The sequence below is a fragment of the Devosia sp. J20-27 genome, from assembly GCF_055808595.1.
The window spans coordinates 1,590,869-1,613,123 of record NZ_CM147875.1 but is presented as its reverse complement, the minus strand read 5'-3'; the positions used below and the strand labels follow the sequence as shown (position 1 = coordinate 1,613,123).

The window sequence follows — 22,255 nt, the reverse complement described above, 5'->3', positions numbered from 1 at the left end:
GTCATCTATCTGGTATTCCTACCGAAAGAGACATGTGACGCCGTCGACGCGTGTCACGCCAAGAGGGCGTCAAGGTGACTGCAACTGCGGCCTCGCAGCGATGCCCTACAGCTTCAGCTTTGGCGGGGCTGCTATGCGACTAGCGGGCGGACGGTGCACAGACGCTGTACGGGCATCGTAGGGCAATGCAGGCAACAACGCTTAGGTCGAGCGCTTATACAACGTCGCGAATAATTTAACCGACTGATATATATTTATTGACGCAGCGGTCGCGCAAACCGCTGCGTACTATGAGTCAGACCCCGCTCACCCCGAGATCGGGGTCTGACGCTCGTGATCTGATTTCCACCTTCGGAGAACGATTGCCGGGGGATGGTGCCCATGCGTTGTGGAGCAGAAATGTCGCATGCACAGACAGAAGTGATGATTGCCGAGTTGCGGCGAAACATGGAAACGATTGGGAACAACCTCGACAGAATCCGCGGCAAGACCAAATTGGATGCTCTAGATCTCCAAATCCTGCGGATCGTCGATGACGGGTTGAAAGCTCAAGAGGCCGATTTGCTGCGTGTCGCCCCGAAATCGAATACGATCCAAGCTGCAGAATTGCTTCAGCTTTCGAAAGAGCTCGTTCGGCTTCGGCAACTGCTTCAGAGCGCAAGACCGAGTTGACTAGCTGCACCACTCATCATCTGCGGCTACAAGCTCGGTTGGGCCGTTGAGAAAGCCGTTTAAAAGCCAAAGTCCCTACTAGCCCTCCGGTACGCTAGCTGCCCAACTGCTGAAGGTTGCAGGGGGGCGGCGAGATGAAAACGTGTTGGTTCATCACAATCCACGTCAAAGACGCTTGGTGGGTCGACTGCGAAGGAAAGGCTTACGGGCCGTTCAAGACTAAAGAAGACGCGACGCTTGATGGTACGAAGCTGGCGCGCACCTTTGGCGATCCCTCGCGGCGGGCCGAGGTGTGGATGCCGGACGAAGGCGGCAAGCAGCGCCAAGTCTGGGTTGGACAGTCGCCAGCCAAGGCAGCTTGATGATGCAAATGACGAGACTGAGCTGGACTTGTCACTTGCCGCGTTTGCAAGTTTGACGTTGTTCGGGTCCAAAAGTCGTTTGATCCCGCCAAGACTTCGCTGGTGTGCACGAGCGCGCACGTCGACGTATTTGTCGGCTTCCCGACACGTTCCATCAAGCTATCGACGGCGGTCACGGCCTCGGTGGACCAGACACATTGATATCTCTCCACTCTGAAATCGCAATCCATTCTGACGACGGACCATCGACAACGCTCCAGCCTTCGGCGTCATGGATCAGCGCGACCGGTTGGACGTGACGCGACGAGTTTGAGCGAGCGTCAAGTCGCACGAGTTGTCCGTTGCGAATGGCGGCGGCGAGCGCAGGTATGCGTGGATCAATCGAGTCCGGCAGTGGTGCGTAACACCGAAACTGCTCGCTGCTCAGCTTGACCTTCAACCGGACTTGGTCAGGTAAGGACTCCTTCAACTTGCTGATCGCCCTTCGCGCTGCATCAGCCATGCCGAGTTCACCAAGCCTGGGCGTGGGTGCGTCAAGCAATATGGCGAGCGCCTCTGCCTCATCGGCAGCGAGCCCGGTCAGCCGCGTGCGATAACTGAAACCCAGTTCGAAACCACCTTGATTGCCCTGATATGCAATAATGGGTAGGCCAGCTTCCGTAAGGGCGTCCATGTCCCGAAGAACTGTACGGTGAGCGACCTCAAGCTCGGCGGCCAACGCAGTGGCAGTCAGTCGACCGCGGTTCTGGAGGAGCAGCAAAATATGAAGCAGTCGCGAGGCGCGCATTTCAACCATGACAAAAGTTGTCGCATTAGTGCCATTATGAATGGGCTACTAGATGAGGCAAGCCCATGTTTGAATTTGACGTGCAGCGAACAATCAAAGCCGCTCCCAACCGGATTTGGAACCTACTGGTGGACAGCACGACACTGGCCAGCGGTCCTTTCGGGATTACTCGTCTTGAAGGCGAGATCGCTCAAGGCGCAAAGCTGGCGCTCTGGACATCGGTCTCCCCGAATCGGCCATTTTCGCTAACAGTTACCGACCTTGAGCCGAACCGCCGCATGGTATGGAAGGGCGGAATGCCCTTTGGCCTGTTCACGGGAACACGGACCTTTACGCTTGATCCCGAGGGTACTTCGACTCAATTCCGCATGCGGGAGGTCTACGCGGGGCCTTTGGCTGATCTAATCAGGAAGTTCATGCCCAACCTTGATCCATCATTCATCCAGTTCGCGGACGCTTTGGCGAGTGCGGCAGAGGTAAATTCATGACGCATATCGTGACCTACGGAAGTGGCCTCAAGGACGACCCTTGGCTCCTTAAGACGCCGTCGCTGTCGTCCGAATTCCGGGCGTGGCGCGAGGCAGATGCGTCTCCACCTGCCCTGGTGGTCGAAGTTGGAAAGACGCGCCTTTCCTACCGACTTGAGGCCATCGACCATTTGGCGGCAATGCTCAGGGAGCAGGGCGACTGGGTTCCGCTCGGAAACGCCGATGAGGGCAAGCCTGTGCAGGAGGGCACCATCGAGGCCTGGGCGCGGTCCTCTGACAATCCAGTGGGCGGCTACTACGGCCTCAGGAAAGGCTATCGCGGTCGGTTTGCGAACTACGTGACTCCGGTCCTTGAACTGCTCGGCATGGCGGAGCTCGAGCATGCTCCGCGCAACAATCGGGCGCGGTATGCGGCGCAATAGCCGTATCCGGCGCAATAATTGCGCCGGATAGCAGCGACTAGTGGTCCGCTTTCGGGATTACTAGCTTGAACTTTCAATGCCCGCATTGGGGTCGGGAGCGGCCATCGCAGCGGGCGTGATAACAACGGCATATTTTGGGGTGGTAGCTGCCCTCGGCTGGAATTCTGCTGAACGATCGCTAGTCAGGTATTAGGATCAAAAACCGCTACCTACCCTAGTTTCCACTTCGCGTCAGACAAAAGCCAGTGACCTAAGCGCCAAAGCGGACTCGGCTGTCCATGTCGATTAAAAGTTGCTCGGCGCTGGCATGCCCAAGGGCCTACGTGGTGGTGCGGACAGTTGCCGAACCCGAGCCTGCGCTGCTGACAGTCTAGCCGCCGCTTGATCATAACCAGCTGCCGCTTGCCGCCTGCGCAACGCGCGCACGACGACGGTGATCTCCTCGATCTCTGCTCGCAGATCGAATAGCTGCTGCCTTATGTCATAGACGACCTCATCAGTACGCATGGTCGCTGTCCTCGCCGTCACATGCAGCCAACAGCCCATCCAGACACTGGTTGGCCAATAGATCATATCGGCCTGCAACAACCCTCACCTGTGGGTAGGCGCTGTCCTGCAGCAAGCGTGCGCGTTTGCGCAATCGCACCGCGCATGTCGCCAATGCCTTCGGGCTCGGGCCGCGTTCCTTGGTGCGCTTGCCGCGAAAGTAGCTGCCTTCCATACCTAGCCATTCCTCGCTGAAAACGGTTCGGCTGCTGACCGCACCCAATCGTTTCAATTCCTCATAAATCGTCTCAATCATCTGTTTTTCCACCTGTTTTCCGCCGTGTCTGCGGTCACGGACATAAATACCTATGCGCACTTCCTAAGTGTCGCTGCGCACGTATTTATCGAGACGAGGAGATATTCGATGAGAAAGAAGACGACAAAGTCCCAGAAGAACTGGTCACAAAGATCAGACCTGCCAGCATGGCTACAGGGACCATCAAATAACCGATGGGGTGGGCATCAGCGACAGAACTTAGTGCCGTACAGGCAGAACACTTTTGGGCCCGCTAGCCAGTGCCATGTGTTCAGCAAAGAGGAACGCGACCGCTACGCGTGCGAGCACAACATCCAGTGAGCGATCTTCAAAGAGAATGGATGAGCTGGGTCTCATCACACGAACTCGACATGGACATCAGCATTTGCTGGCACGTGCCAAACCAGATGCGACGAGCAGAGTTAGGCGACCTAGTCGATGCGGACAAAGTCGGTTGGACCGCACATTGGCTCCAGAAAAAGCTGAAACACTATCTCAACAAGCTGGATCGGCGTGTGCTCAAGTCAGCGCACCGAGACAAGCACATCAAGATATGGCGTCTGGTGACGATTGAGTACGCGGAAGGCGTCGGCTGGCATGCACACGGCCTATTGGCCACGCCGCCCGGCCATGAACAGTCCAAGATCGTCAATTGGGCCACATGGATGTGGATGAATGAACTTGGCGACGAGTACGAGAATGCCTTCGTGCCTTATCTCGTGCAGGCGTCCGAAACGCGGGACAACTATCTCGGCTACATCTTGAAGACGCTTGGCCGATCAGACAACAACCTGGTCGGCACGATCGACCTTGTGAACACAGCCTTTCCTGTCACTCGTTAGCAGTGCAGTCGCTGAGACGCATGAGTTCGTCCAGAGGCATGAGGAATGGTCGGCTAGAGCGCACATGGCCAGCGCTGTAGCTTTGCCATGAGTGAAGCAAGGTAAGCAGAAAGCCAACAGTAAAGCCGCTAGCACTCAAGGTCGAAGACAAGGCTCACGAGTGAGACGGCGACGCTTGCGAAGCCAGACGAGCGAAGTTGAGCAGCACGCGCGAAGCGTGGGCTAGGACACAGTGGATGTTAAAATTCGGATGTAACACGTGTTACACTGAATTTTTTGAAATCGGCATTGAACTGGATTGGCAGCCCGATATGGCCATGACAGGTTCCCACGAGTGGGGGAACGAATGAAGACGCCAGCGCCTGTTATTTCCAAAGACCTCGTCAACGAATTAAAGAAGTTGGCTGTCACCGCCAGCGCTGACGATGCAAGCTTCGAAGCTGCGCATAAGAAGTTCGTATCGGCAGGCGACAAGCTTAGCTCGTCCGCCGCTACATTTGCTGTCGCCCTCTACGAGTTCGCACTTCGATATGCTGGTCATCCCGCATTGATCGACACAAAGCTGCAGGACATGGGGATTACGTCCAAAAGCCCGTCCGTCTACCAACGCATTTCTCGATTGGCGTTCGATGATGTTTCCAACAAGGACAACGACGCCATCCGTCAGAAGATATGGCGCTACGGCACTTTGATTGAGCAAGCGCATCAGCAAGGTAAGTCATCGGACGAGTTCAAAAAGCTGGTCCAAAAAAGCATTGCATCGGCAATGCAGAAGCTGGGTGCTGCGCCGAGGGATACAACGACAGCCATCGATCTTGGGCGGAAAGAGGCGAGCAAATTGTTCGCAAACCAGACTGTGCCACTTACGGCTTTCACCCTCCCGCCATCTATCGAGTTGGCCGAAGGTGAGGATGTTGAACTGATTGCCAAATTTCAAAGTGGTCAGTTGGTGGTCTACGGGCTTGTGCCGCCCTCAATGAGCAACCCTGCAGCGGTGCTGACGAAGATTGGTACGCCCCTTGTGCCTCAAAAAAAGCAGCTCCTGGCGCTGCTGCCAGATCTACAACGAGCCCTGAAGCTGGTTACCTCCGACAAGGACGACAAGTCACTGGCGACCTACGAGGTGCGTGAGGATCGGCTTCACTTCACAGTCGTCACCGAAGTCGCCGTCGCAGTGCTGTCTGCTTCGTCGGATCATGACTTCCTCAGCGGCAAAACGGTCACGTTACCAGTGGCCACTTGGGCCCGTGTGTTCGCTTCGTTGATGCCGATCGCCAAAATCATCCGCGATGTGAAATTTGACGGAAAAACGCTGGTCGCTTCCGTCAAGCCCGAGGTCGCGACAAGTCTGGGTCGCTGGTTCGAAGAAAGCGGCAAGGTGATCACGATTGGCAAGGCAATCGACGACGCCCTTCATATTCCCCTCAAGGGTGAACCTGTCGGCACCCATGCCGTACAAAGCTCTGCGTGGCAGGACGGTTCCGCATTCGACAAAGCGGGACTTACGCCACTGCTGGACTTTAAACCAGACGCGGCCATTGCGACATTCAAGCTTGGAAGCGCGAAGCTGTCGCTGAAATCCTCGAAGAACAAGGTCACCGGACAGGTCAACCTCAAGCGCAAGCAATTCAGTTTGCTCAAGAAAGCCTGCACTAAGCTGCTGCGAATTGCACCGGAGATTACGCTCGACCAGATCGATACGCATTTGCGGGTTGGCGCCATAAACGCCAGCGGCGTCCTGTACATGTTCATGATCGAAGTCGCGTAGCCGTGCACTACTCTGATGCGCGTATTGAACCCTATTTGCCGTCTATACAGCCGTCGTGGACCAAGACATTTGGGCAGTCGATCTACACCTACCGTGACAATGTCCCGCATGGCAGTTTCAAACGGCTGGACGAGTTCAACTGGTACAATGGGCAGAAGGCGCGCTTTCACCATCCCTATGCGCTCTATTCAGCTGGCCATGCAGAACTCGACCTCGACAAAGCGCCAGCACTCGATCACGTGCTGTTCGACAGGAACCGGGATAGTACGTTCCTGCTGGCCGACAGCGGTGGTTTCCAGATTGCGAAAGGCCAATGGCGACTGAGCGATTTGCCATCCATCTTGCCGCGCGTTCTCAAATGGCAAGAGGCCATAGCTGATCTAGCCGTTGTCCTTGATGTCCCCACTTGGACCAAGATTGATGGTCGGCAGATTGGCTTTGAGCATGCACAGGAGCTCTCCAACAATAATCTGCGGGACTATGCCGGTCATTCAACTGGCAAGATAAAGTTCCTCAACACGCTGCATGGCAACGACTTCGACGAAGCGTGTCGCTGGTTTGAAGCTACTCGGTGGTTCAACGACGAGGGCTTTGCTGTTGGATGGTGCTTTTGCAGCGCTATGTCGCATGACTTGCACCTGGCGCTAAAAGTCCTGCTGTACATGCTGGACCAAGGTCACCAGCCCGAATACCTGCACATTCTCGGCCAAGGCAGTCCGCAAGTCGCAATCATCTGCGATGTCATGCGTCGAACGGTTTCCCGTGCTTATGGTTCGAAACACGGGCCACGAGCGCCACTGGTCGTCACAAGTGACTCTTCAAGCGAGTTCAAGTCGGTTGGACAATACGGAACGATCTACGAGCGTGTCGTAGATGGGAAGGGCGCAGACATCGCGTCAGCGCCATTCCAGATCAGATCGTCACGTTTTGATAGCGATGACCGAAACGCGTTCCCCTCAAACCGCACTTATCCCGATGTAGAGGGTCCAATTCTAGGCAAATATGACAAAGGCGTGCTGTTCGGCGACATTCTAGCGCCAGCTGGAAACGGTTCAAAATACAACCTCGATGAGGTCTCGCTCGCCATTCTCACCGCGCACAATGTCTGGGTGAAACTGGATGCTGTCACTCGCCTGAGGAAACTTGAAAGTTCATTGCGGCGCATAGCCTACGCAAAGCGCGCTCAGGAAACTTATGAACTCGCTGACATTCTCAGTCGGCTTATGCATAGTGGCACAGCAAAGGGTCAGATCAGCGTTTTGGGCGATGACTTGGTGAAGACAACAGTCGGGCTATGGAGTCTATTTAGGTACAGCGACGACGAGCGAGAAATTGGCAACGACACGTTTGAGCAGCGCGTCGCAAAACTGGACGAGTTCGAGACGGAAGCGCGGTCGCTGTACGGGAAGAACACGGCCATCTTGCCTTAGGCATGTCCTACTTTAGCTGCTTCTTTCTCCTTGTCTTTCGCTTCTTTCTTTAGTTTGGCAATTCGTTTCTCCTCAGCGATGGAGGCTTCGACCGTCACCAACTCATCCGCTGTGAAGTAGCTTCTCGCCACTCCCACTGAATGGGTGAAAAGCAATTGCTCCGCCGCTAGCACGTCTTCCAGCTTGCCGACCTCTACGATACGCCCCATGAGATACTCATAGTCCTGGTAGCCACCAAGGTCGGCGTGCTCGCGAGGACCTGCCTTATGCTTCTTGAGCAGCTTAGCCTTGGCATGCCTTACGTAGTTGGCTCTTCCAACCGGCATGTAAAAAAGGTTGGCGGCGCTTAGCGGCTCCATCAGCACGTTAAGGGCCACGGCGTTATTTGTATCGTAGATCGGGTATTTCTTGTGGTCGACAAAGGAGATGATCTTTGTCCATGAGGACATCCAGCGATGAAATCGCCTCGCCTTGAACTCGTTTATTCGAGCCGGGTCGAAATCGCCGAACTCGGCTATCCAGCCAGGTATCTTCTCCGTCCCTTGGGTCACGCTGCCCCAGTTCGAGACAATCCAGGTGGCGAGAGCTGACTTAACTTCAGGAGAATGCGCACCGGTTAAGAGCTTCGCTATCTCGCTTCTGAGACGTCGAGTCTGAGCTGCGAGTGTCTCTTCAGCCTCGATAGCATCTACTATGGCTGGATCAATCAGGTCGCGGAGACCTCCGTGAGCATTGCGCTTCCGCCTTTTGTCGAGCGGCTTCGGATCGAGTTCTAGCACTTTGACAGCTAGGTCGTTCAATACAGCCCGATCAATTGCTACGTACTTGTCTTCTTTTCTCATACGGCACCCTCATGCTTGTAGGGGCACGTTATGAAATTCTCAGCAATGGGGCCAGCAGTTAACCGTCGAACTAGACGACGCCAGACGGACCAGCATCAAAGAAGCTCCACCGCCGCCCGAAGCACGTTCTCATTCAACTCGATGTAGCGCTGTGTGGTCGCAATCGACCGATGACCAGCCAGTTCGGCTAGCACCCGGACGTTGACGCCCTTATGCGCCAACGTCGTGATGAATGTCCGCCTGCCGCTGTGTGACGTTGCCTTGTCTAACCCGGCCTCGTCGTAGATGCGCAAGAACACTTGGCACAGGCTATTGGCCGAAAAGCGCTTGTTGACCCTGCTACGGAACAAGGGGTCGTTCGGCTTTGGCTGGTGCAGCTTTGCCAAATAGATCGAAAGCTCGGTTTGCGCTTGTGCGTTCAGCAGCACCGTCCTAGCTGCGTCGCCTTTGGTCTGGTCGGCCCGAAGCTGGATTTGGCTGCGTATGCGGCCGTCAGCATCAATAACGTCACCAATGCTGAGTGCTGCTATTTCGCCCACTCGCATCCCCGACAGCCAGCTCAGTTGCAGCATGCAGCGGTTGCGGGCTGCAAACGAGTTGCGGGCAATATGCGCCAGCACCCGCTTCGTGTCCTTATCGGTCAGTACCTGCGCCTGCTTCATCCTGTTTGCCTCGGATAATGATCCCAACGCAAACAGCATGTTTTCTTATGTTGGCTAGAGCAACCGAAGAAAACAGCGCAGTTTATGGTTCGATTTCATACGGATAGCGCGCAACATCATGTTCTCTGAATTTTGTGATGTTAGCGCTGGCCACTAGAGCCAATGCACGGTGCATGTCGTTTGCTGGTCACCCAGCTAGCGCAGCTGTGCCGCCAGACGCAACGCGGCTGCGCCTCCAAGGCGGCGGTCGCAATAGTCTTCAAACTGCTGCCGAATGCGAAGCGCATCGGCAACGCTTGGCTCTACGCCGTCCCTGAGCAGTCGGCGCTTCAACAGAACTCTCAGTAGCGCGCTCTGCTCGGCGGACATCACCTCAAGCTCGTCGTGCGAAAATGCCAGCAGCGCAACCGCCGTTACGCGCTCGGACAGTTGCTGTTCGGCAAGTGCAATTCGAAACTCCTCAGAGCCCCCGCCCCTTTCCACACCTACACTCCTGCCATGAGCGGCACTGTCAGCTATCCTCCGCCGCAACGTGCGTTCTGCGTTCAAAAATCATCCGATACCAACCGACAAGCAAGCCGTGTTCAACAGGAATTTAACATTTCGTTAATGTTTGAGGTCGACACCAACCAGCTACGCAATGCCGAGTGATGCAATGAGCGACCAAGGCCCGCGCTCTAACAGTACTCATCTAGGGCGAGCTCGTAACAAAGCAGGTCCTTGGCACGCGCATCGTATTGGGGATCACCACTGTCAGCTACTTCCCGAAGCAGGCCTTCGGAGACCTCCGTGTCTTCGGTCACGCCGGTACCGGTAAGGTACATCTTGCCGAGATAGTAGCGCATACCCACGTTCACAAAAACATCGCTCTCCGCATGAGACTTCGCAATCTCATATGCCATCGTGAAATCGGCGGCGTGAGAACGGACGGTTTCGGTAGAGGCCGAGCTGCTCCAGAGTTGGTCACTAAGCTTGTCCGCAACGATTACGAAGGCAATTCTTGCATCAATGTCCCAGGCTTCTGGGTTGTCGGGATAGCCAATTTCAACTTCAGGTCTGAGAGCATCAAGTGCTCCGGAATAGTCGCCCTGACTGGACAGTTCGACTGCATCCTCAATTGGGCCTGCGAGAGTTTGAGAGGAAAAACCAAAAACAAGAGTCGCCGCGATACCAGCGGCCATGAGTTGAGCACGACCAGACATAAACGCCTCTCCCTCTGCGAAGTGTCACGGTGCAAGCAGTGTTCGCTCATTATTCGTCGGACAACAAGCTACACCTCTCAGCAACCTCAGAAGGCAGGTAGGACATTGGTCCCAAATTCTTCGCTGGCACCAAGTGGCCAACGGCATAAATGATGCCCAGATCGCTGCAATGCGATCCAAGTCGCCCTTTGCGTCACTCCTGCCTTCTGGCGCGAGCAGCACTAGCAGCGGCACGGTCAGCTATCCCTCTGGCGCACGATCCGACGAAAGCAATGAGCCTAACGCGAATCAGCGCTAATCGAGTTTTTCAAGCTGAATAACCTTGATATCAACATAAATTAGGATTTTGTTAACCATAGGTGACGCCGCGCGTCACCTGGCGCGTCTCCCACGTGATTGCGGCCGATGGAACACGCCCCTTGTGTCCCGAGTCAAAGTAGTAGGAGAGTAGAATGCGAACCATTTTTTCGCTTGCTGCGTCTGCAGGGTTAGTTTCTTTGGTCTCGATAGCCCCAACTCAGGTCTATGCCGGCTACAGTTGCGAAGCCTGCACTATGATCATTCAGACCATTGTTAACTCCGGGGGTGGGCACACTGTGCCCAATCCAACTCGTCGCGGCGCGTTCATTGGCCACTTCGACGCCAATGGAGTACCGCAGTCGATAGTCACCCCCGTAGATACTAGCATCGTCGAGTCTGAGGTCCCTTGCCCTCCCAAATATTATGGCGATGACGATTGATACGCCTTGGCGGACGCTGTCGGGTAGCAGCGCCCGCCACATAGAACCAAGTATGCTTGCCCCCGTCGGTGCCTTGTCCCATCAACCCGCCTAGAAAAGATAGGCAAAACATAGGCACGAATTTTGCAAAGACCACAACATTTTGAATATACTGATTATTTAACTTGTCGATGGCAGTTCAAGCACTGCCACGGTTCGTTCTAAGGCCGGCGCCAGGCTGGCCAGACCGGAACCCGGCCTCTCCATGCTGTATCGCAACGCAACAAAGCGAGCGGGTTACTTCCCGCTCGCTTCAAAGATATCCGACATGTCAGGTCCGAAGTGGCCTGCGGAACTGCTATTCGGTAACGGTGACCGTCGGTACGTCGACCGAGCCGCCGCCGAAGCTGAACCCGCCGTTGAAGATCGTGATCCCGCCGATCAGCAGCAGCACAATGACGACGGCAAGAATGCCGATGACGACTCCGGAGCCGGCGCCGCCGCCGCGGTCAGTGACGATTGTCTCGCGCTCGATAGGCATATGAACTCTCCGTGATTGATGGGGTGGGAATGGGCCAGCCGGAGATTCGTTCCACCCGTCGATCCGAAGCTGCTGGTTGGTAAAGCCCACAAACGGTCCAGCCCTGACCGCATGGCATCCGGGCGGGCGACAGTTCGTCCGCCAGTGAACTGCTGAGGGCGGTGCGGCATCATGGTGGGCGCTTTCGCATTGCTGCTGCGCCGGCTGTTGCCTGATTGGCGACTAGCGACAATCGACGCGCAGTTCGGCGAAGCCGGCAGCGTCGGTGGAGAGCAGGCTGGCGGTGCAGTTGCCCCCAGGCAGGGGGGACGGCGTGCCGGTAACCAGCGTGACGCCGCTGTCGAGTGCCGCCATTTCAGCGGTAATGGCCGCCGCCGTGACCACGATCCGGCTCTGGCAGATCGGGAAGCTGTCGCCCAGGCTGACCATGAACCGCGTGCCCTGCGGGATACAGTCGGTGGTGGGCAGATCGGGATCGATCACGGCAGCCGATGGGGTGCCGGTGAGCGGCGGCGCCGGCGTACCGATTGCTCCGGATTGCGTTGCGCTCTCCAGCCTGACCATCCGGTCCTGCAGCGCCAGCAGCGCTTCGGCCGTGCCGTCGCCGGGCAGTTCGCCCAGTGCATCGAGCCGGGTCGAGAGATTTTCATTGCGTTGCACGACAAGGTTCATCTCCATGCGCACCCTGTCGAGTTCGGCGCGGACGGCGGCATTCTGCGCCGTGACGTTGCTCTGCACCACTACGGCCCCGGCCAGCGCCACGAGGCCGACCAGCGCGGCCAGAAACGGGATGACGCGGTTCATCAGGACCATGCGGCGATTGCTGTGCAAGCCGGACCTCCTGCATCTGCACCGAAACGATACTCGCCCTTGCAGGCAGCCACCTGCGGCGGCTGGGCCTGTGCCTCGAACAGATCGTAGCCCTGCTTGAGGTTGCGCCAGTAGCCGAGCCACGGATTGCCGGCCTCGGCAGCCAGCGCCGCGTCCGTCAGCCGAAACGGGAAGGCATGCACGTCGACACCCTCCTGCCCCGCCTCCAGAGCGGCCTCGACCAGGGCATAGACCTCGTCGACCTTCTGGTCGGTGATGGCGTAGCAGCCGATGGACGAGCACCCGCCATGCACCATGAGCGCCGAACCGGTCCGCCCGAGCTGCCGATCATAGGCATTGGGGAAACCGAGGTTGAAACTCAGGTGGTGCCGGGAGTTGGGGTTGAGCTGCAATTTGCTGACCCGGTAGAACCCCTCTGGCGCCTGCCGGTCGCCCTCGCGCAGTTTGGGCCCGAGACCGCCCGAAAACTTGCAGATGTCGTAGCCGCGAAACAGGGCATAACGGCCATCGTCGCGCTGCAGCCAGACCTCGAGACGCTTCTCCTGCTTGAAGATGCGCACATGCACCGGATCGCCGAACCAAAAGCCTGCGACACGCAGATCAGCGCGCAGCCTCTCGCGATCAAATCTGGGTTCGTTCGAGGCGATGACGCGATCCCTGAGCCAGTGCAGGATGGAGGGGTAGCCCTCCGACAGCGGCCAGGCGATACCGACCAGCCAGAGAGCGCCCAGAATGGGCAATCCAACAGCGAAAGCGCCGAACTGAGGCATTCGCATGGCGGAGACCCGATCTGGCGCTAGCCGCGCTGCGGGCGTGGCGCGGGAACAGGTGCCTTGATCGTGGGATCGACCGACTTCTTGACGTCGGCATCCTTGCCACCGCCAAACAGACCTCCGACAAAATTGCCGATCGCGTCGCCGCGTGCCTTGGCTTCCGCATAGGCCGCAGCTTCCTTCTCGGCGGCGGCCTTTTCATCGGCGGCCTTCTTTTCCAGCGACGCAAGTTCGGCTTCCATGGCGGCCTGATCGGCGGCCTGCTTGGCCAGCAGTTCCGCCGTCATGCGCGTCGGGCCGACACCGGCAGGACAGGCTGCCGAGGCGTCGAGAACACCGGTGCCGCCGGGCACGTCGAAGACATACTGCCGATTGCAGACGTCCCAGTTGGTCGGGCGCTTGGTCAGCTCGAACCGGTCGTAGCCTTCCTTGATATTCTGCCAGAACGACATGTGCTGGCTCTTGGCCTGCTTGGCCAGATTCTGCGGCGTCATCCGAAAGGGGAAGATCTGCAGCTGGAAGCTCGGATTGCCGCCCTTGAACGCCTCGCGCGCCAGGGCATAGATCTCCGCGATCGACTCATCAGTCATCGAATAGCAGCCGCGCGACGAGCAATCCCCGTGCACCATCAGATCCGACCCGGTGCGGCCGTAGGCGCGGTCGAACTTGTTGGGAAAGCCGGTGTTGAAGGCCAGATAGTAGTTCGAGTTCGGATTCATCAGCCCGGGTGTGATGGTGTAGAACCCTTCGGGCGACTGGCGGTCGCCCTCCTTGATCTTGGGCCCCAGTTCGCCCGACCAGGCGCAGATTTCATAGGTCTTGAAGAGCTTGTAGCCGCCCGGGGTTTCCTTCCAGACTTCCAGCTCCGACGACTGCTTGAAGATGCGGATCACCATGCCCTTTTCAGGCCCGGAGCCCATCGAGCGCAGCTTGGAAAGGGTCGCTTCCTTGAGCGGCTGGATGGCGCGCGTGCTGCCCGGCTTGATGCCCGAACAGGCGGCAAGCAGGCTGAAAAGCCCGAGAACCAGCATCAGGCCGGCGATCCGGCGGAACAAGGTCATCAAGAGAGGTCTGCCCGTAAAGTCATCACGCGGAATTTGGAGTTCCTTTACCCTCCGGATAATCCCTTTGGGTTAGCAGGCGGTAAGGCCTGACGGTTACCGAATCCTTATCACGGGCCGGCCGGCCCGTCGCATCAACTCAAATTGGTGCCGATGGCGAGGAATTTCTCCCGCCTGTGCTCCCGCAGTTCCAGGCGGGTGCGCCCTTCGAAGTCCTTGAGGAACTTGGCAATCGCGTCGCGCGTGCCGTTGAGCACGTGCTCGGCGTGACGATGCGCGCCGCCCGCCGGTTCCGGAATGATGCCGTCGATCACGCCAAAACCGAGCAGGTCGGTGGCGGTGATCTTCATGTTGTTGGCGGCGTCCTGCGCCTTGGCGGCGTCGCGCCAGAGGATCGAGGCGCCCGCTTCGGGGGAGATCGCCGAATAGATGGCGTTCTCGAGCATCAGCACCCGGTTGGCCGTGGCAATGGCGATGGCGCCGCCCGACCCGCCCTCGCCGATGATGATCGCCAGATTCGGCACGCCCAGTTCGAGCGAGCGCTCCGTGGATCGCGCGATTGCCTCGGCCTGACCGCGTTCCTCGGCGCCGATGCCGGGATAGGCGCCCGCCGTATCGACAAACGACAGCATGGGGATGTTGAAGCGATCGGCCATGTCCATCAGCCGCACGGCCTTGCGATAGCCTTCAGGCCGCGCCATGCCGAAATTGTGCCGCAGCCGGGTCTCGGTCGACGAGCCCTTTTCCTGCCCGAGGATGGCGACCGACTGGCCGTTGAAGCGCCCGACACCGGCCTGCAGCGCCGCGTCTTCGGCGAACTTGCGGTCGCCGGCCAGCGGCATCCAGTCGGTGATCAGCCCGGCGATATAGTCGGAGAAATGCGGCCGCTGCGGATGCCGCGCTACCTGGGTTTTCTGCCAGGGCGTCAGCTTGCGATAGATATCGACCAGCGCCTCATCGGCCCGCGAGGTCAGCCGCGAGACTTCCTCATCGATCGAAACCGCCTGATCCGTCGCTGCAAGCGCCTTCAGTTCGGCGATTTTGCCTTCGAGGTCGGAGACTGGTTTTTCGAAATCGAGATAGGACTGCATGCCACCCTGCCACAATTGAGGCGCCCCGTGTGACGCCTCAGAATGGCCGGAAAGTGGCGATGCGGGCCCGCCGAGTCAAGAACGGCGTTTTTCTGCAGGGGTTTGATAGCCTTAACCAATGCGACATCGTTCCGTGGCAGCCTGATGGTGATGGCGGGGCTGCCCCCCGCACCGAACGAGTTCATCCTCATGTGCACCGTCGTGGTGGAACTGGCCTGCCCGCATTGCGACCACCCGTTTCTGGAAGCCGTGTCCCTGACGAAGCCGCAAGCCTCCGTCTACTGCCCTGTTTGCGCACATGTTTTTCCCAGTGACCCGGAAATTGCCGCGATGAGCAGCATGCTCGAGCGGGCGCATGCGGCGCGGCGCGAGCGGCATCTCCGCCGCAAGTCGGCCGAACAGGCGCATCAGCATGCAGCCCCGGTCGCGCCTGCTGCCTCGCTCACCGATATCCTGCGCAAGCTCGACGCCCTGATGCTCGAACTTGAGTCGCGGGAGCGGGGACAACGCCGCCGCGCCTGAAATTTGCCGCCTGATTGCCATGTGGATGAACGCCACATGAACGCCCGCTAGTGCTGGAACAGGAACCAGTTGAGCGAGAACCACGCCTCGCGCATCAGCATGGGCAGCTGCGTGCCCAGCGTTTGGTAGCGGCTGGTCGGGGTCGGCGACGGCGCCGCATCCAGCTTGAAGGCCCGGGCCATCCACATCGCCCGCTGCATGTGCAGCGGATCGGAGACGATCAGCACCTTGCCCGCGCCGGCTTCGTCCAGCAGCGCCTTGGCGAAGGTGATGTTTTCCATGATGGTGCGCGACTTCGTCTCGAGCAGGATGGCATCGGCCGGCACCCCGTGCGCCACCGCCCAGTCGCGCCCGACCTCCGCCTCCGACAGCGGATCGCCCGCGGACCGGCCGCCGGTGAGCAGCAGGCGGCTGACCCGGCTGCGCTGATAGAGATCGACGGCATGACGCAACCGTTCCTCGTAGACCGGGCTCGGCAGCACCCCGTCGGTGGCCGCTCCGAGCACCAGAGCGACATCGGCCGGGCCGTCCTCGCTGATGTCGGCATGCGTCCAGATCACCCAGCCGAGGTGTCCGGCGGCATAGAGCGTCAGGCCGACGAAGGCGACGAGCAGGTAGATGAGCTTGCGCATCAGCCCTTGTCGCTGAGCGGGTGGTGCGTCTCGACCAGCGTCCGCAGCTTCTCGTCGAGGACGTGGGTATAGATCTGGGTGGTCGAGATATCGGCGTGCCCCAGCAAGGTCTGCACGACGCGCAGATCGGCGCCGCCGGCCAGCAGGTGGCTGGCAAAGGCGTGGCGCAGCACATGCGGGGCAATGCGGGCGGTGCCGATGCCAGCCCGGCCCGCCAGACCCTTGAGGTCGCGGGCAAAGACCTGCCGGCTCAGGTGGCCGTCCTCGCCCTTGGCCGGAAACAGCCAGATGCCGGGCGGCAGGGTGGCCACATAGGCGCGCACCGCGTCGCGCGCCCGGTCATTGACCGGCACGACCCGCTCCTTGTTGCCCTTGCCGATGATGGTGAGAAAGGTCGCGTCCCGCATCACCGCCGAGCGCTTCAGCCCGACCAGTTCGGAGACGCGCATGCCTGTGGCATAGAGCAGTTCGAGCAGCACATAGAGCCGCAGCGCCGAGGCCTGTCTGGCCGCCGTCATTTCCGCATTGGCCTCGGCTTCGGCGAGCGACAGCAGCCGGTCGACTTCGGAAATCGAGAGCACCTTAGGCAGCGGCCGGCGCGCCCGCGGGCTGGCCACGATGCGCGTCGGATCATCGGCGCGCAGATTGTCGGCGCAGAGGAACTTGTGGAATTGCCGGATCGCCGACAGCTTGCGGGCACTCGACGAGGCCGCCAGCCCCTGCGCGTCGAGAAACGCCAGATAGCTCACCACCTGCTCGCGCGAGGCCGTTTGCGGCCCGGCGCCCTTGCCGGCCAGATAGCCGGCATAGTCGCCCAGGTCGCGCCGGTACGCCTCGATGGTGTTCCTGGCCGCACCGCGCTCGGCGCTCATCATCTCGAGAAAGGCGTCGACGAGATGCGCGCCGCTCATTCGACGCCGGGCGGCGCGATCGTGACCACGTCGCCATCTGCTGCGGCAGCGTCGGACGGGGCCGGAAGCGGTTCGCCGGTCCCCGGCGCCGGTGCCGGTTCGCTGTCGCCAGCTGCGGGTTGCTCGACCGGTGCCGGTCGCGACGTGTCGATTTCGCGCCGCACGATGGGCGCCCGGTCAGGCGAGGCCACCAGATCGCGGGACGGAATGCGCACCGTCACATCCTTCTCGCCCGGATCGACCATGGCGACGATGCCGAACATGGCGCCATAGGCGAGCCCGACCAGTACCAGCAGGACGACGACGAGGCGGATCAGGGTAGGCATGGCAAACCAGGGTTTGATTTGGAAGGCACGTTGTCCCTTGTTTCGCGCAGGCGATCAAGGGCACGAGACAGTCTAGCCGGCATTGGTTGAGAAACCGTCAGACCCCGCAGCCGCCCTGCACATCGATGGTTTCGCTGCCTTCGGGCCCCTCGACAGCCAGAAATCCGGCATAGTCGAAATCCTCCTCGCCGCTGGCCACCAGATGGATGGTCAGCGTCACTTCGGACGGGTTCGGGCCAAAGGTGCGGAAGCGGCGCGTTTCACCGTCCTTGCCCGCGACCGTTTCAACCGGCTCGAGCTGGCGCAGCTGGCTGTTGATCGAGACAAAGCTGGTGCCCGGCTCCTCGCCATCCTTGAGCTGCGAGAAAAAGACGAAGGTCCAGGTCGCCGGGTCATCGTAGGTGAAGGTCGCGCCGGCCCGCTGCAGGGCGCAATAGGCATCGATCTGGTACCAGTTGATATCGGTGATCACGCCTTCGGCCGCGCTGGCGGGAAAGGCAAGGAGCAGTCCGGCAACGGCGGCGAGAAGCTGTTTCATGACCATGATCGTGCCGGGCGGGCGGGCGCCGGTCAACTGCGCAAACATCGCTCTTGCTTGACTTTGGCGGTGGCTGACGGTTCAACGCGCTGCCGGGAGATCAAGAGTGACGCATTCGCCCTCAATTCGCGAGCAGAAGCGCGACGAGCTGCTCAGCCTGCTGGGTGACCGGCCCCTCGTGCTGGTGGGGATGATGGGCGCCGGCAAGACCACCGTCGGCCGCCGCCTCGCCAATCGCCTCGGCCGCCATTTTGTCGACAGCGACGAGGAAATCGAGACCGCCGCCGGCATGAGCATCGAGGACATGTTCGCCAACCATGGCGAGGCCGATTTCCGCGCCGGCGAGGCCCGGGTCATCGCCCGGCTGCTCAAGGACACCAATATCGTGCTGGGCACCGGCGGCGGCGCCTTCATCAACGCCGACACCCGGGCGCTGATCAAGCAGCAGGCGCTGTCGGTCTGGATCAAGGCCGAGTTCGAACTGCTCTTCGCCCGCGTCTCGCGCCGTTCCAACCGGCCGCTGCTCAAGACCGCCAATCCGCGCGAAACGCTCAAGGGCCTGATCGATGCCCGCTATCCGATCTATGCCGAGGCCGATGTCACGGTGGTCTCGACCGATGTGCCACAGGACCAGGTGGCCAGTGACGTCATCGACGCGCTGCTGACCTATCTGGGCTCCACCCGGACCTTTGAAAGCCCCGCCCATGACTGACCCCTACCTGGCCACCGTGCATGTGGCGCTGGGCGAGCGCGCCTATGACATCCTGATCGGCGCGCATGTGCTCGACAGTGCCTGCGAACTGCTCAAGGCCCGCTTTCCGGGCCGCCGCTTCGGCGTCATCACCGACGATGCCGTGGGCAAGGCGCAACTGCCGCGGCTCGCCGCCTCCCTCAACGCAGCCGGCCTCGAGTTTTCGACCATCACCCTGCCGCATGGCGAGGCCACCAAGCGCTGGGAGAGGCTCGGCGAGGCGGTCGAGGGCCTGCTGGCCGCGCGGCTCGAACGCGGCGACCTGGTGATCGCATTGGGCGGCGGCGTCATCGGCGACCTCGCCGGCTTTGCTGCCTCGATCACCCGCCGCGGCATGGATTTCGTGCAGATCCCGACCTCGCTGCTGGCGCAGGTCGACAGTTCCGTCGGCGGCAAGACCGGCATCAACTCGCCGCACGGCAAGAACCTGATCGGCGCCTTTCACCAGCCCCGGCTGGTGCTGGCCGATCTCACGGCCCTCAACACCCTGCCGCTGCGCGAATTCGCCGCTGGCTATGCCGAAGTGGTCAAATACGGGCTGATCGACGACGAGCCGTTCTATTTCTGGCTCGAGGAGCACCGCGCCGACATCTTTGCCGGCGACATGGCGCTGCGCGCCGAAATGATCGCCCGCTGCTGCGCCGCCAAGGCGCGCGTGGTGATCGAGGACGAGAAGGAAACCGGCGTCCGCGCCCTGCTCAACCTCGGCCATACCTTCGGCCACGCGCTGGAAAAGGCCACCGGCTTTTCCGACCGGCTGCTGCATGGCGAAGGCGTCGCCATCGGCATGGTGCTGGCGCACGGCTTTTCCGCCCGGCTCGGCCTCGCCCCCAGCCAGGACACCGGCCGCATCGCCGCCCATCTGCAGGCCGCCGGACTGCCGACCCGCATGGCCGACATCCCCGGCACGCTGCCACCCACCGAAGTGCTGATGGACGCCATCGCCCAGGACAAGAAAGTGGTGCGCGGCGCCCTGACCTTCATCCTGACCCGCGGCATCGGCCAGGCGTTCATCGAAAAGAACGTGCAGCCCGATGTGGTGCGGGAGTTTCTGGACGAGATGCGATAGGGGCTGAGTTGGCGCTGGGTTAGGCTCGACCGGCCAACACCAAGTGCTTGCAGCGGGATATTGCATGTGCGCTCACGCCATACGCCAACATTTGCTAGGCGTCAGATCCAACCAGCGGGTATCTGCATGGTCCCAACCGGGCAATCCGAAGGACGCGAGGAGTTCCACTTCTCCACGATCCTAATGCGGTTCCTCTTCCACCATCCGTGCACCACACTATCGTATCGCTCTAGCCCGCGTACATTGGGTAGCCGTCGCCCCGTCTGGATGTCGTAGCTGGCATCTTCGCCGTCGTAATTGATATGGAAATGGGGCGGGGGGTGTTCGTCCGCCCGCACTTCGGCACGGACCTTTCCGTCAACTAACCCAACGTAGTGTTTCACGATATAACCGTCTGGCCCCATTCGGATGAAGAAAGCGGTTAGTTCGTCGACAAGGTCCCGATCGAGATCTATTCGATATTGGGTCATTGGTCTCCATGTAGATAAGACTGTACGATCGATCACCTACCAGCAACTCATGCTCGCTCGCAATACACTTGACCTCGCACTGTTCTCCACAAGGTCACGAAATCACCCGATCAATTGCCTGCTGGAAACGGCTGTCAGATCAGTCCTGCCTTGGGCTTAGCGCCGCCTTCACGCAGCCGACCTGCGCCACGGTCCAAAAGCCCCCCGCAAGGGGGGAGGTGACACGACGGCTGGTGGGTGAAGGCGCGGGGCGCAGCTGAAAATCGTCGAAAACCATGACTTCGCTGCGGAAATGACGTTAGCTGGCGTAAAGTCCGATCCGGAGCCCGCCATGCGCCGCCTGCTTGCCTGCATCCTGATAAGTCTGATTGCCCTGGCCCAGGCCGGCGCGGCCGAGCCGCAAGCGCAGCGGGAACGGGCGCTGGCGGCCAATGCGGCCTATCAGGCGGAGGATTATGCGACGGCGTTCCAGGTGCTCGATGCGCTCGCCAGGGAAGACTATGCGCCGGCCTTTCCGATGCTCGGGCACCTCTATTCGAACGGGCTCGGTGTCGCCCAATCCAAGATGCTGGCGCGGCACTGGTACAGCAAGGGCGCCGAGCACGATGACCTCGTCTCGCTGTTCAACATGGGCCTCTACAACGATGCCGGGATCGGCGGCCCCAAGGATGCGCCGGCCGCGCTGGGCTACTACCGGCGCGCCGCGGAACTCGGCGACCTGCAGGCGGCGTTCAATGCCGGGCAGATGCTGATCACCGGCGCCGGCGTGCCGGTGGACTTCGACGCCGGGGTGCCGCTGATCCGCCAGGCGGCCGAGGCGGGCAATGCCCGGGCCCAGCTGACGATGGGCTATATGCACGAGGTCGGCATGGGCGTGCCGGTCAGCATTGCGGCGACGGAGCGCTACTATCGGGCCGCCAAGGCGGGCAGCGAAATGTCGGTCGAGGCGAGTTCGCGGCTCTGGGATTTCGAGGACCGGATCAACGAGCGGGCGCTGGCACTGCAGGAGATTGGCGAGATCGGCCAGGCCATGTCGCTGTTCGACCAGCTCTGCGTCGCCGGCGACTACGAGGCCTGCTACAATTCGGGGCTGAACTGGCTGCAGGGCCGGCACGGGCTGAAGCGCGACTATCGCCGGGCGCAGGAGGATTTCCGCTCGGGCTGCCTGCTGGCTTACCCCAATTCCTGCCGCGGACACGCCATTGCCACGATATCGATGGCGGCCCAGCCGGCGCAGCGCGACATCGACATGGCCCGCGACTATTACGAACGGCACTGCGGCTATGACGAGCAGGATATGTGCTTCAACCTGGCCTACATGAAGTATTATGCGCGCTTCGGCATGGAGGACTATGCCGGTGCCAAGGCGCTGCTGATGACCAGCTGCCTGGAAAAGGGCTATCAGGAGGCCTGCCAGCCCTTCTACAACATTCAGAATGCCGAAACCGCCAACCGGCAGGCCGCCGCCGGCACGTTCGATTCATCCGCCTCCGGCGCCGTATCGGACTTTCTTGATTTCATGATCGATCTGGCCGGCGGCATGTCCCACTATGGCGGCGGCAGCTATGGCGGTTCCTACAGCGGCAGTTCCTCGGGGTCGGGCTCGGGCGACAGCTTCGCCTCGACCAACAGCGCCCAGGACGCCCGCAATTTCGACCAGTTCATCACCAGCGTGAACGCCATCGGCACGGGCTATAACAGCGCGTGCCGCTCGGGCAATCCCTACTGCTAGACCGCGCCC

General features: G+C 60.2%; 27 protein-coding genes. 11 read left to right on the top strand and 16 right to left on the bottom strand.

Annotation, left to right across the window (positions count from 1 at the left end):
* The first annotated feature begins 399 nt into the window (after window positions 1-399).
* A complete protein-coding gene (locus AC0L4C_RS07960; protein ID WP_473403092.1) occupies window positions 400-672 on the top strand; it encodes a hypothetical protein in 273 nt (90 codons plus the stop codon).
* Between the two features lie 134 nt (window positions 673-806).
* Window positions 807-1,034: a hypothetical protein gene (locus AC0L4C_RS07955; protein ID WP_473403091.1), complete on the top strand. Its 228-nt coding sequence runs from the start codon at window positions 807-809 to the stop codon at window positions 1,032-1,034.
* A 172-nt stretch (window positions 1,035-1,206) separates the two neighbouring features.
* On the opposite strand, the gene AC0L4C_RS07950 is transcribed toward AC0L4C_RS07955, so the two are convergent.
* The gene (locus tag AC0L4C_RS07950; protein WP_473403090.1) at window positions 1,207-1,830 is read right to left on the bottom strand and encodes a helix-turn-helix transcriptional regulator; all 624 of its coding nucleotides are present in this window, start codon (window positions 1,828-1,830) and stop codon (window positions 1,207-1,209) included.
* 56 nt (window positions 1,831-1,886) lie between these two features.
* Between AC0L4C_RS07950 and AC0L4C_RS07945 the strand changes: the two genes are divergently transcribed.
* Together AC0L4C_RS07945 and AC0L4C_RS07940 are read left to right on the top strand one after the other, a co-directional pair.
* A complete protein-coding gene (locus tag AC0L4C_RS07945; protein ID WP_473403089.1) occupies window positions 1,887-2,309 on the top strand; it encodes an SRPBCC family protein in 423 nt (140 codons plus the stop codon).
* Window positions 2,306-2,731: a DUF6855 family protein gene (locus AC0L4C_RS07940; protein ID WP_473403088.1), complete on the top strand. Its 426-nt coding sequence runs from the start codon at window positions 2,306-2,308 to the stop codon at window positions 2,729-2,731. The genes AC0L4C_RS07945 and AC0L4C_RS07940 overlap by 4 nt, the downstream gene beginning before the upstream one ends.
* 496 nt (window positions 2,732-3,227) lie before the next feature.
* Here the strand turns inward: AC0L4C_RS07940 and AC0L4C_RS07935 are convergent, their stop codons facing one another.
* Window positions 3,228-3,533, bottom strand: a complete 306-nt coding sequence (locus AC0L4C_RS07935) for a DUF6626 family protein (protein ID WP_473403087.1) — start codon at window positions 3,531-3,533, stop codon at window positions 3,228-3,230.
* Between the two features lie 371 nt (window positions 3,534-3,904).
* Here AC0L4C_RS07935 and AC0L4C_RS07930 point away from each other — a divergent pair, with 371 nt between their 5' ends.
* The 3 genes from AC0L4C_RS07930 to AC0L4C_RS07920 all read left to right on the top strand — a co-directional run bounded on the left by AC0L4C_RS07930 (window position 3,905) and on the right by AC0L4C_RS07920 (window position 7,573).
* On the top strand, window positions 3,905-4,375 hold the full coding sequence (locus AC0L4C_RS07930) for a hypothetical protein (protein WP_473403086.1): 471 nt from the start codon (window positions 3,905-3,907) through the stop codon (window positions 4,373-4,375).
* A gap of 346 nt (window positions 4,376-4,721) precedes the next feature.
* Complete coding sequence (locus AC0L4C_RS07925; RefSeq protein ID WP_473403085.1) at window positions 4,722-6,143, top strand: hypothetical protein; 1,422 nt, start codon at window positions 4,722-4,724, stop codon at window positions 6,141-6,143.
* A 2-nt stretch (window positions 6,144-6,145) separates the two neighbouring features.
* Window positions 6,146-7,573, top strand: coding sequence for a hypothetical protein (locus AC0L4C_RS07920; protein ID WP_473403084.1), 1,428 nt, complete (start codon window positions 6,146-6,148; stop codon window positions 7,571-7,573).
* Here AC0L4C_RS07920 and AC0L4C_RS07915 read toward each other — a convergent pair.
* The 9 genes from AC0L4C_RS07915 to AC0L4C_RS07875 all read right to left on the bottom strand — a co-directional run bounded on the left by AC0L4C_RS07915 (window position 7,570) and on the right by AC0L4C_RS07875 (window position 15,295).
* Window positions 7,570-8,415: a hypothetical protein gene (locus AC0L4C_RS07915; RefSeq protein ID WP_473403083.1), complete on the bottom strand. Its 846-nt coding sequence runs from the start codon at window positions 8,413-8,415 to the stop codon at window positions 7,570-7,572. The genes AC0L4C_RS07920 and AC0L4C_RS07915 overlap by 4 nt on opposite strands.
* A 95-nt stretch (window positions 8,416-8,510) precedes the next feature.
* A complete protein-coding gene (locus AC0L4C_RS07910) occupies window positions 8,511-9,077 on the bottom strand; it encodes a tyrosine-type recombinase/integrase (protein ID WP_473403082.1) in 567 nt (188 codons plus the stop codon).
* Between the two features lie 195 nt (window positions 9,078-9,272).
* A complete protein-coding gene (locus AC0L4C_RS07905; RefSeq protein ID WP_473403081.1) occupies window positions 9,273-9,560 on the bottom strand; it encodes a hypothetical protein in 288 nt (95 codons plus the stop codon).
* A 194-nt stretch (window positions 9,561-9,754) separates the two neighbouring features.
* On the bottom strand, window positions 9,755-10,279 hold the full coding sequence (locus AC0L4C_RS07900) for a hypothetical protein (protein WP_473403080.1): 525 nt from the start codon (window positions 10,277-10,279) through the stop codon (window positions 9,755-9,757).
* Window positions 10,280-11,356: 1,077 nt separating this feature from the next.
* A complete protein-coding gene (locus AC0L4C_RS07895) occupies window positions 11,357-11,539 on the bottom strand; it encodes a hypothetical protein (protein ID WP_473403079.1) in 183 nt (60 codons plus the stop codon).
* A gap of 222 nt (window positions 11,540-11,761) precedes the next feature.
* On the bottom strand, window positions 11,762-12,370 hold the full coding sequence (locus AC0L4C_RS07890; RefSeq protein WP_473403078.1) for a hypothetical protein: 609 nt from the start codon (window positions 12,368-12,370) through the stop codon (window positions 11,762-11,764).
* A complete protein-coding gene (locus AC0L4C_RS07885) occupies window positions 12,343-13,146 on the bottom strand; it encodes a L,D-transpeptidase family protein (RefSeq protein WP_473403077.1) in 804 nt (267 codons plus the stop codon). Before AC0L4C_RS07885 ends, AC0L4C_RS07890 begins: the two co-directional genes overlap by 28 nt.
* 20 nt (window positions 13,147-13,166) lie before the next feature.
* Complete coding sequence (locus AC0L4C_RS07880) at window positions 13,167-14,204, bottom strand: L,D-transpeptidase family protein (RefSeq protein ID WP_473403076.1); 1,038 nt, start codon at window positions 14,202-14,204, stop codon at window positions 13,167-13,169.
* A 134-nt stretch (window positions 14,205-14,338) separates the two neighbouring features.
* The gene (locus tag AC0L4C_RS07875; protein ID WP_473403075.1) at window positions 14,339-15,295 is read right to left on the bottom strand and encodes an acetyl-CoA carboxylase carboxyltransferase subunit alpha; all 957 of its coding nucleotides are present in this window, start codon (window positions 15,293-15,295) and stop codon (window positions 14,339-14,341) included.
* Window positions 15,296-15,337: 42 nt separating this feature from the next.
* On the opposite strand from AC0L4C_RS07875, the gene AC0L4C_RS07870 reads away from it, so the two are divergent.
* Window positions 15,338-15,817 (top strand): hypothetical protein, encoded by a 480-nt coding sequence (locus AC0L4C_RS07870; RefSeq protein ID WP_473403074.1) that lies wholly within the window; start codon window positions 15,338-15,340, stop codon window positions 15,815-15,817.
* A 47-nt stretch (window positions 15,818-15,864) separates the two neighbouring features.
* Here the strand turns inward: AC0L4C_RS07870 and AC0L4C_RS07865 are convergent, their stop codons facing one another.
* From AC0L4C_RS07865 to AC0L4C_RS07850, 4 genes are all read right to left on the bottom strand, one after another.
* Window positions 15,865-16,449: a YdcF family protein gene (locus tag AC0L4C_RS07865; protein WP_473403073.1), complete on the bottom strand. Its 585-nt coding sequence runs from the start codon at window positions 16,447-16,449 to the stop codon at window positions 15,865-15,867.
* Window positions 16,449-17,360, bottom strand: a complete 912-nt coding sequence (locus AC0L4C_RS07860) for a site-specific tyrosine recombinase XerD (protein ID WP_473403072.1) — start codon at window positions 17,358-17,360, stop codon at window positions 16,449-16,451. Before AC0L4C_RS07860 ends, AC0L4C_RS07865 begins: the two co-directional genes overlap by 1 nt.
* A complete protein-coding gene (locus tag AC0L4C_RS07855; protein WP_473403071.1) occupies window positions 17,357-17,686 on the bottom strand; it encodes a hypothetical protein in 330 nt (109 codons plus the stop codon). Before AC0L4C_RS07855 ends, AC0L4C_RS07860 begins: the two co-directional genes overlap by 4 nt.
* 97 nt (window positions 17,687-17,783) lie before the next feature.
* The gene (locus tag AC0L4C_RS07850; RefSeq protein ID WP_473403070.1) at window positions 17,784-18,224 is read right to left on the bottom strand and encodes a hypothetical protein; all 441 of its coding nucleotides are present in this window, start codon (window positions 18,222-18,224) and stop codon (window positions 17,784-17,786) included.
* 106 nt (window positions 18,225-18,330) lie between these two features.
* Between AC0L4C_RS07850 and AC0L4C_RS07845 the strand changes: the two genes are divergently transcribed.
* Window positions 18,331-18,936 (top strand): shikimate kinase, encoded by a 606-nt coding sequence (locus AC0L4C_RS07845; RefSeq protein ID WP_473403068.1) that lies wholly within the window; start codon window positions 18,331-18,333, stop codon window positions 18,934-18,936.
* The gene (gene aroB / locus AC0L4C_RS07840; protein WP_473403067.1) at window positions 18,929-20,044 is read left to right on the top strand and encodes a 3-dehydroquinate synthase; all 1,116 of its coding nucleotides are present in this window, start codon (window positions 18,929-18,931) and stop codon (window positions 20,042-20,044) included. Before AC0L4C_RS07845 ends, aroB begins: the two co-directional genes overlap by 8 nt.
* Before the next feature lie 101 nt (window positions 20,045-20,145).
* Here aroB and AC0L4C_RS07835 read toward each other — a convergent pair whose 3' ends face one another.
* On the bottom strand, window positions 20,146-20,448 hold the full coding sequence (locus AC0L4C_RS07835) for a DUF4160 domain-containing protein (RefSeq protein WP_473403477.1): 303 nt from the start codon (window positions 20,446-20,448) through the stop codon (window positions 20,146-20,148).
* Window positions 20,449-20,845: 397 nt separating this feature from the next.
* Here AC0L4C_RS07835 and AC0L4C_RS07830 point away from each other — a divergent pair, with 397 nt between their 5' ends.
* Complete coding sequence (locus tag AC0L4C_RS07830) at window positions 20,846-22,246, top strand: tetratricopeptide repeat protein (RefSeq protein ID WP_473403066.1); 1,401 nt, start codon at window positions 20,846-20,848, stop codon at window positions 22,244-22,246.
* Window positions 22,247-22,255 lie beyond the last annotated feature (9 nt).

Excerpts from the sequence above, each read along its gene's own strand:
- AC0L4C_RS07960 (WP_473403092.1), top strand. The coding sequence starts at position 400 with ATGTCGCATGCACAGACAGAAGTGATGATTGCCGAGTTGCGGCGAAAC.
- AC0L4C_RS07955 (WP_473403091.1), top strand. The coding sequence starts at position 807 with ATGAAAACGTGTTGGTTCATCACAATCCACGTCAAAGACGCTTGGTGG.
- AC0L4C_RS07950 (WP_473403090.1), bottom strand. The coding sequence starts at position 1,830 with ATGGTTGAAATGCGCGCCTCGCGACTGCTTCATATTTTGCTGCTCCTC.
- AC0L4C_RS07945 (WP_473403089.1), top strand. The coding sequence starts at position 1,887 with ATGTTTGAATTTGACGTGCAGCGAACAATCAAAGCCGCTCCCAACCGG.
- AC0L4C_RS07940 (WP_473403088.1), top strand. The coding sequence starts at position 2,306 with ATGACGCATATCGTGACCTACGGAAGTGGCCTCAAGGACGACCCTTGG.
- AC0L4C_RS07935 (WP_473403087.1), bottom strand. The coding sequence starts at position 3,533 with ATGATTGAGACGATTTATGAGGAATTGAAACGATTGGGTGCGGTCAGC.
- AC0L4C_RS07930 (WP_473403086.1), top strand. The coding sequence starts at position 3,905 with ATGGACATCAGCATTTGCTGGCACGTGCCAAACCAGATGCGACGAGCA.
- AC0L4C_RS07925 (WP_473403085.1), top strand. The coding sequence starts at position 4,722 with ATGAAGACGCCAGCGCCTGTTATTTCCAAAGACCTCGTCAACGAATTA.
- AC0L4C_RS07915 (WP_473403083.1), bottom strand. The coding sequence starts at position 8,415 with ATGAGAAAAGAAGACAAGTACGTAGCAATTGATCGGGCTGTATTGAAC.
- AC0L4C_RS07910 (WP_473403082.1), bottom strand. The coding sequence starts at position 9,077 with ATGAAGCAGGCGCAGGTACTGACCGATAAGGACACGAAGCGGGTGCTG.
- AC0L4C_RS07900 (WP_473403080.1), bottom strand. The coding sequence starts at position 10,279 with ATGTCTGGTCGTGCTCAACTCATGGCCGCTGGTATCGCGGCGACTCTT.
- AC0L4C_RS07895 (WP_473403079.1), bottom strand. The coding sequence starts at position 11,539 with ATGCCTATCGAGCGCGAGACAATCGTCACTGACCGCGGCGGCGGCGCC.
- AC0L4C_RS07885 (WP_473403077.1), bottom strand. The coding sequence starts at position 13,146 with ATGCGAATGCCTCAGTTCGGCGCTTTCGCTGTTGGATTGCCCATTCTG.
- AC0L4C_RS07880 (WP_473403076.1), bottom strand. The coding sequence starts at position 14,204 with ATGACCTTGTTCCGCCGGATCGCCGGCCTGATGCTGGTTCTCGGGCTT.
- AC0L4C_RS07875 (WP_473403075.1), bottom strand. The coding sequence starts at position 15,295 with ATGCAGTCCTATCTCGATTTCGAAAAACCAGTCTCCGACCTCGAAGGC.
- AC0L4C_RS07870 (WP_473403074.1), top strand. The coding sequence starts at position 15,338 with ATGGCCGGAAAGTGGCGATGCGGGCCCGCCGAGTCAAGAACGGCGTTT.
- AC0L4C_RS07865 (WP_473403073.1), bottom strand. The coding sequence starts at position 16,449 with ATGCGCAAGCTCATCTACCTGCTCGTCGCCTTCGTCGGCCTGACGCTC.
- AC0L4C_RS07860 (WP_473403072.1), bottom strand. The coding sequence starts at position 17,360 with ATGAGCGGCGCGCATCTCGTCGACGCCTTTCTCGAGATGATGAGCGCC.
- AC0L4C_RS07855 (WP_473403071.1), bottom strand. The coding sequence starts at position 17,686 with ATGCCTACCCTGATCCGCCTCGTCGTCGTCCTGCTGGTACTGGTCGGG.
- AC0L4C_RS07850 (WP_473403070.1), bottom strand. The coding sequence starts at position 18,224 with ATGAAACAGCTTCTCGCCGCCGTTGCCGGACTGCTCCTTGCCTTTCCC.
- aroB (WP_473403067.1), top strand. The coding sequence starts at position 18,929 with ATGACTGACCCCTACCTGGCCACCGTGCATGTGGCGCTGGGCGAGCGC.
- AC0L4C_RS07835 (WP_473403477.1), bottom strand. The coding sequence starts at position 20,448 with ATGGGGCCAGACGGTTATATCGTGAAACACTACGTTGGGTTAGTTGAC.
- AC0L4C_RS07830 (WP_473403066.1), top strand. The coding sequence starts at position 20,846 with ATGCGCCGCCTGCTTGCCTGCATCCTGATAAGTCTGATTGCCCTGGCC.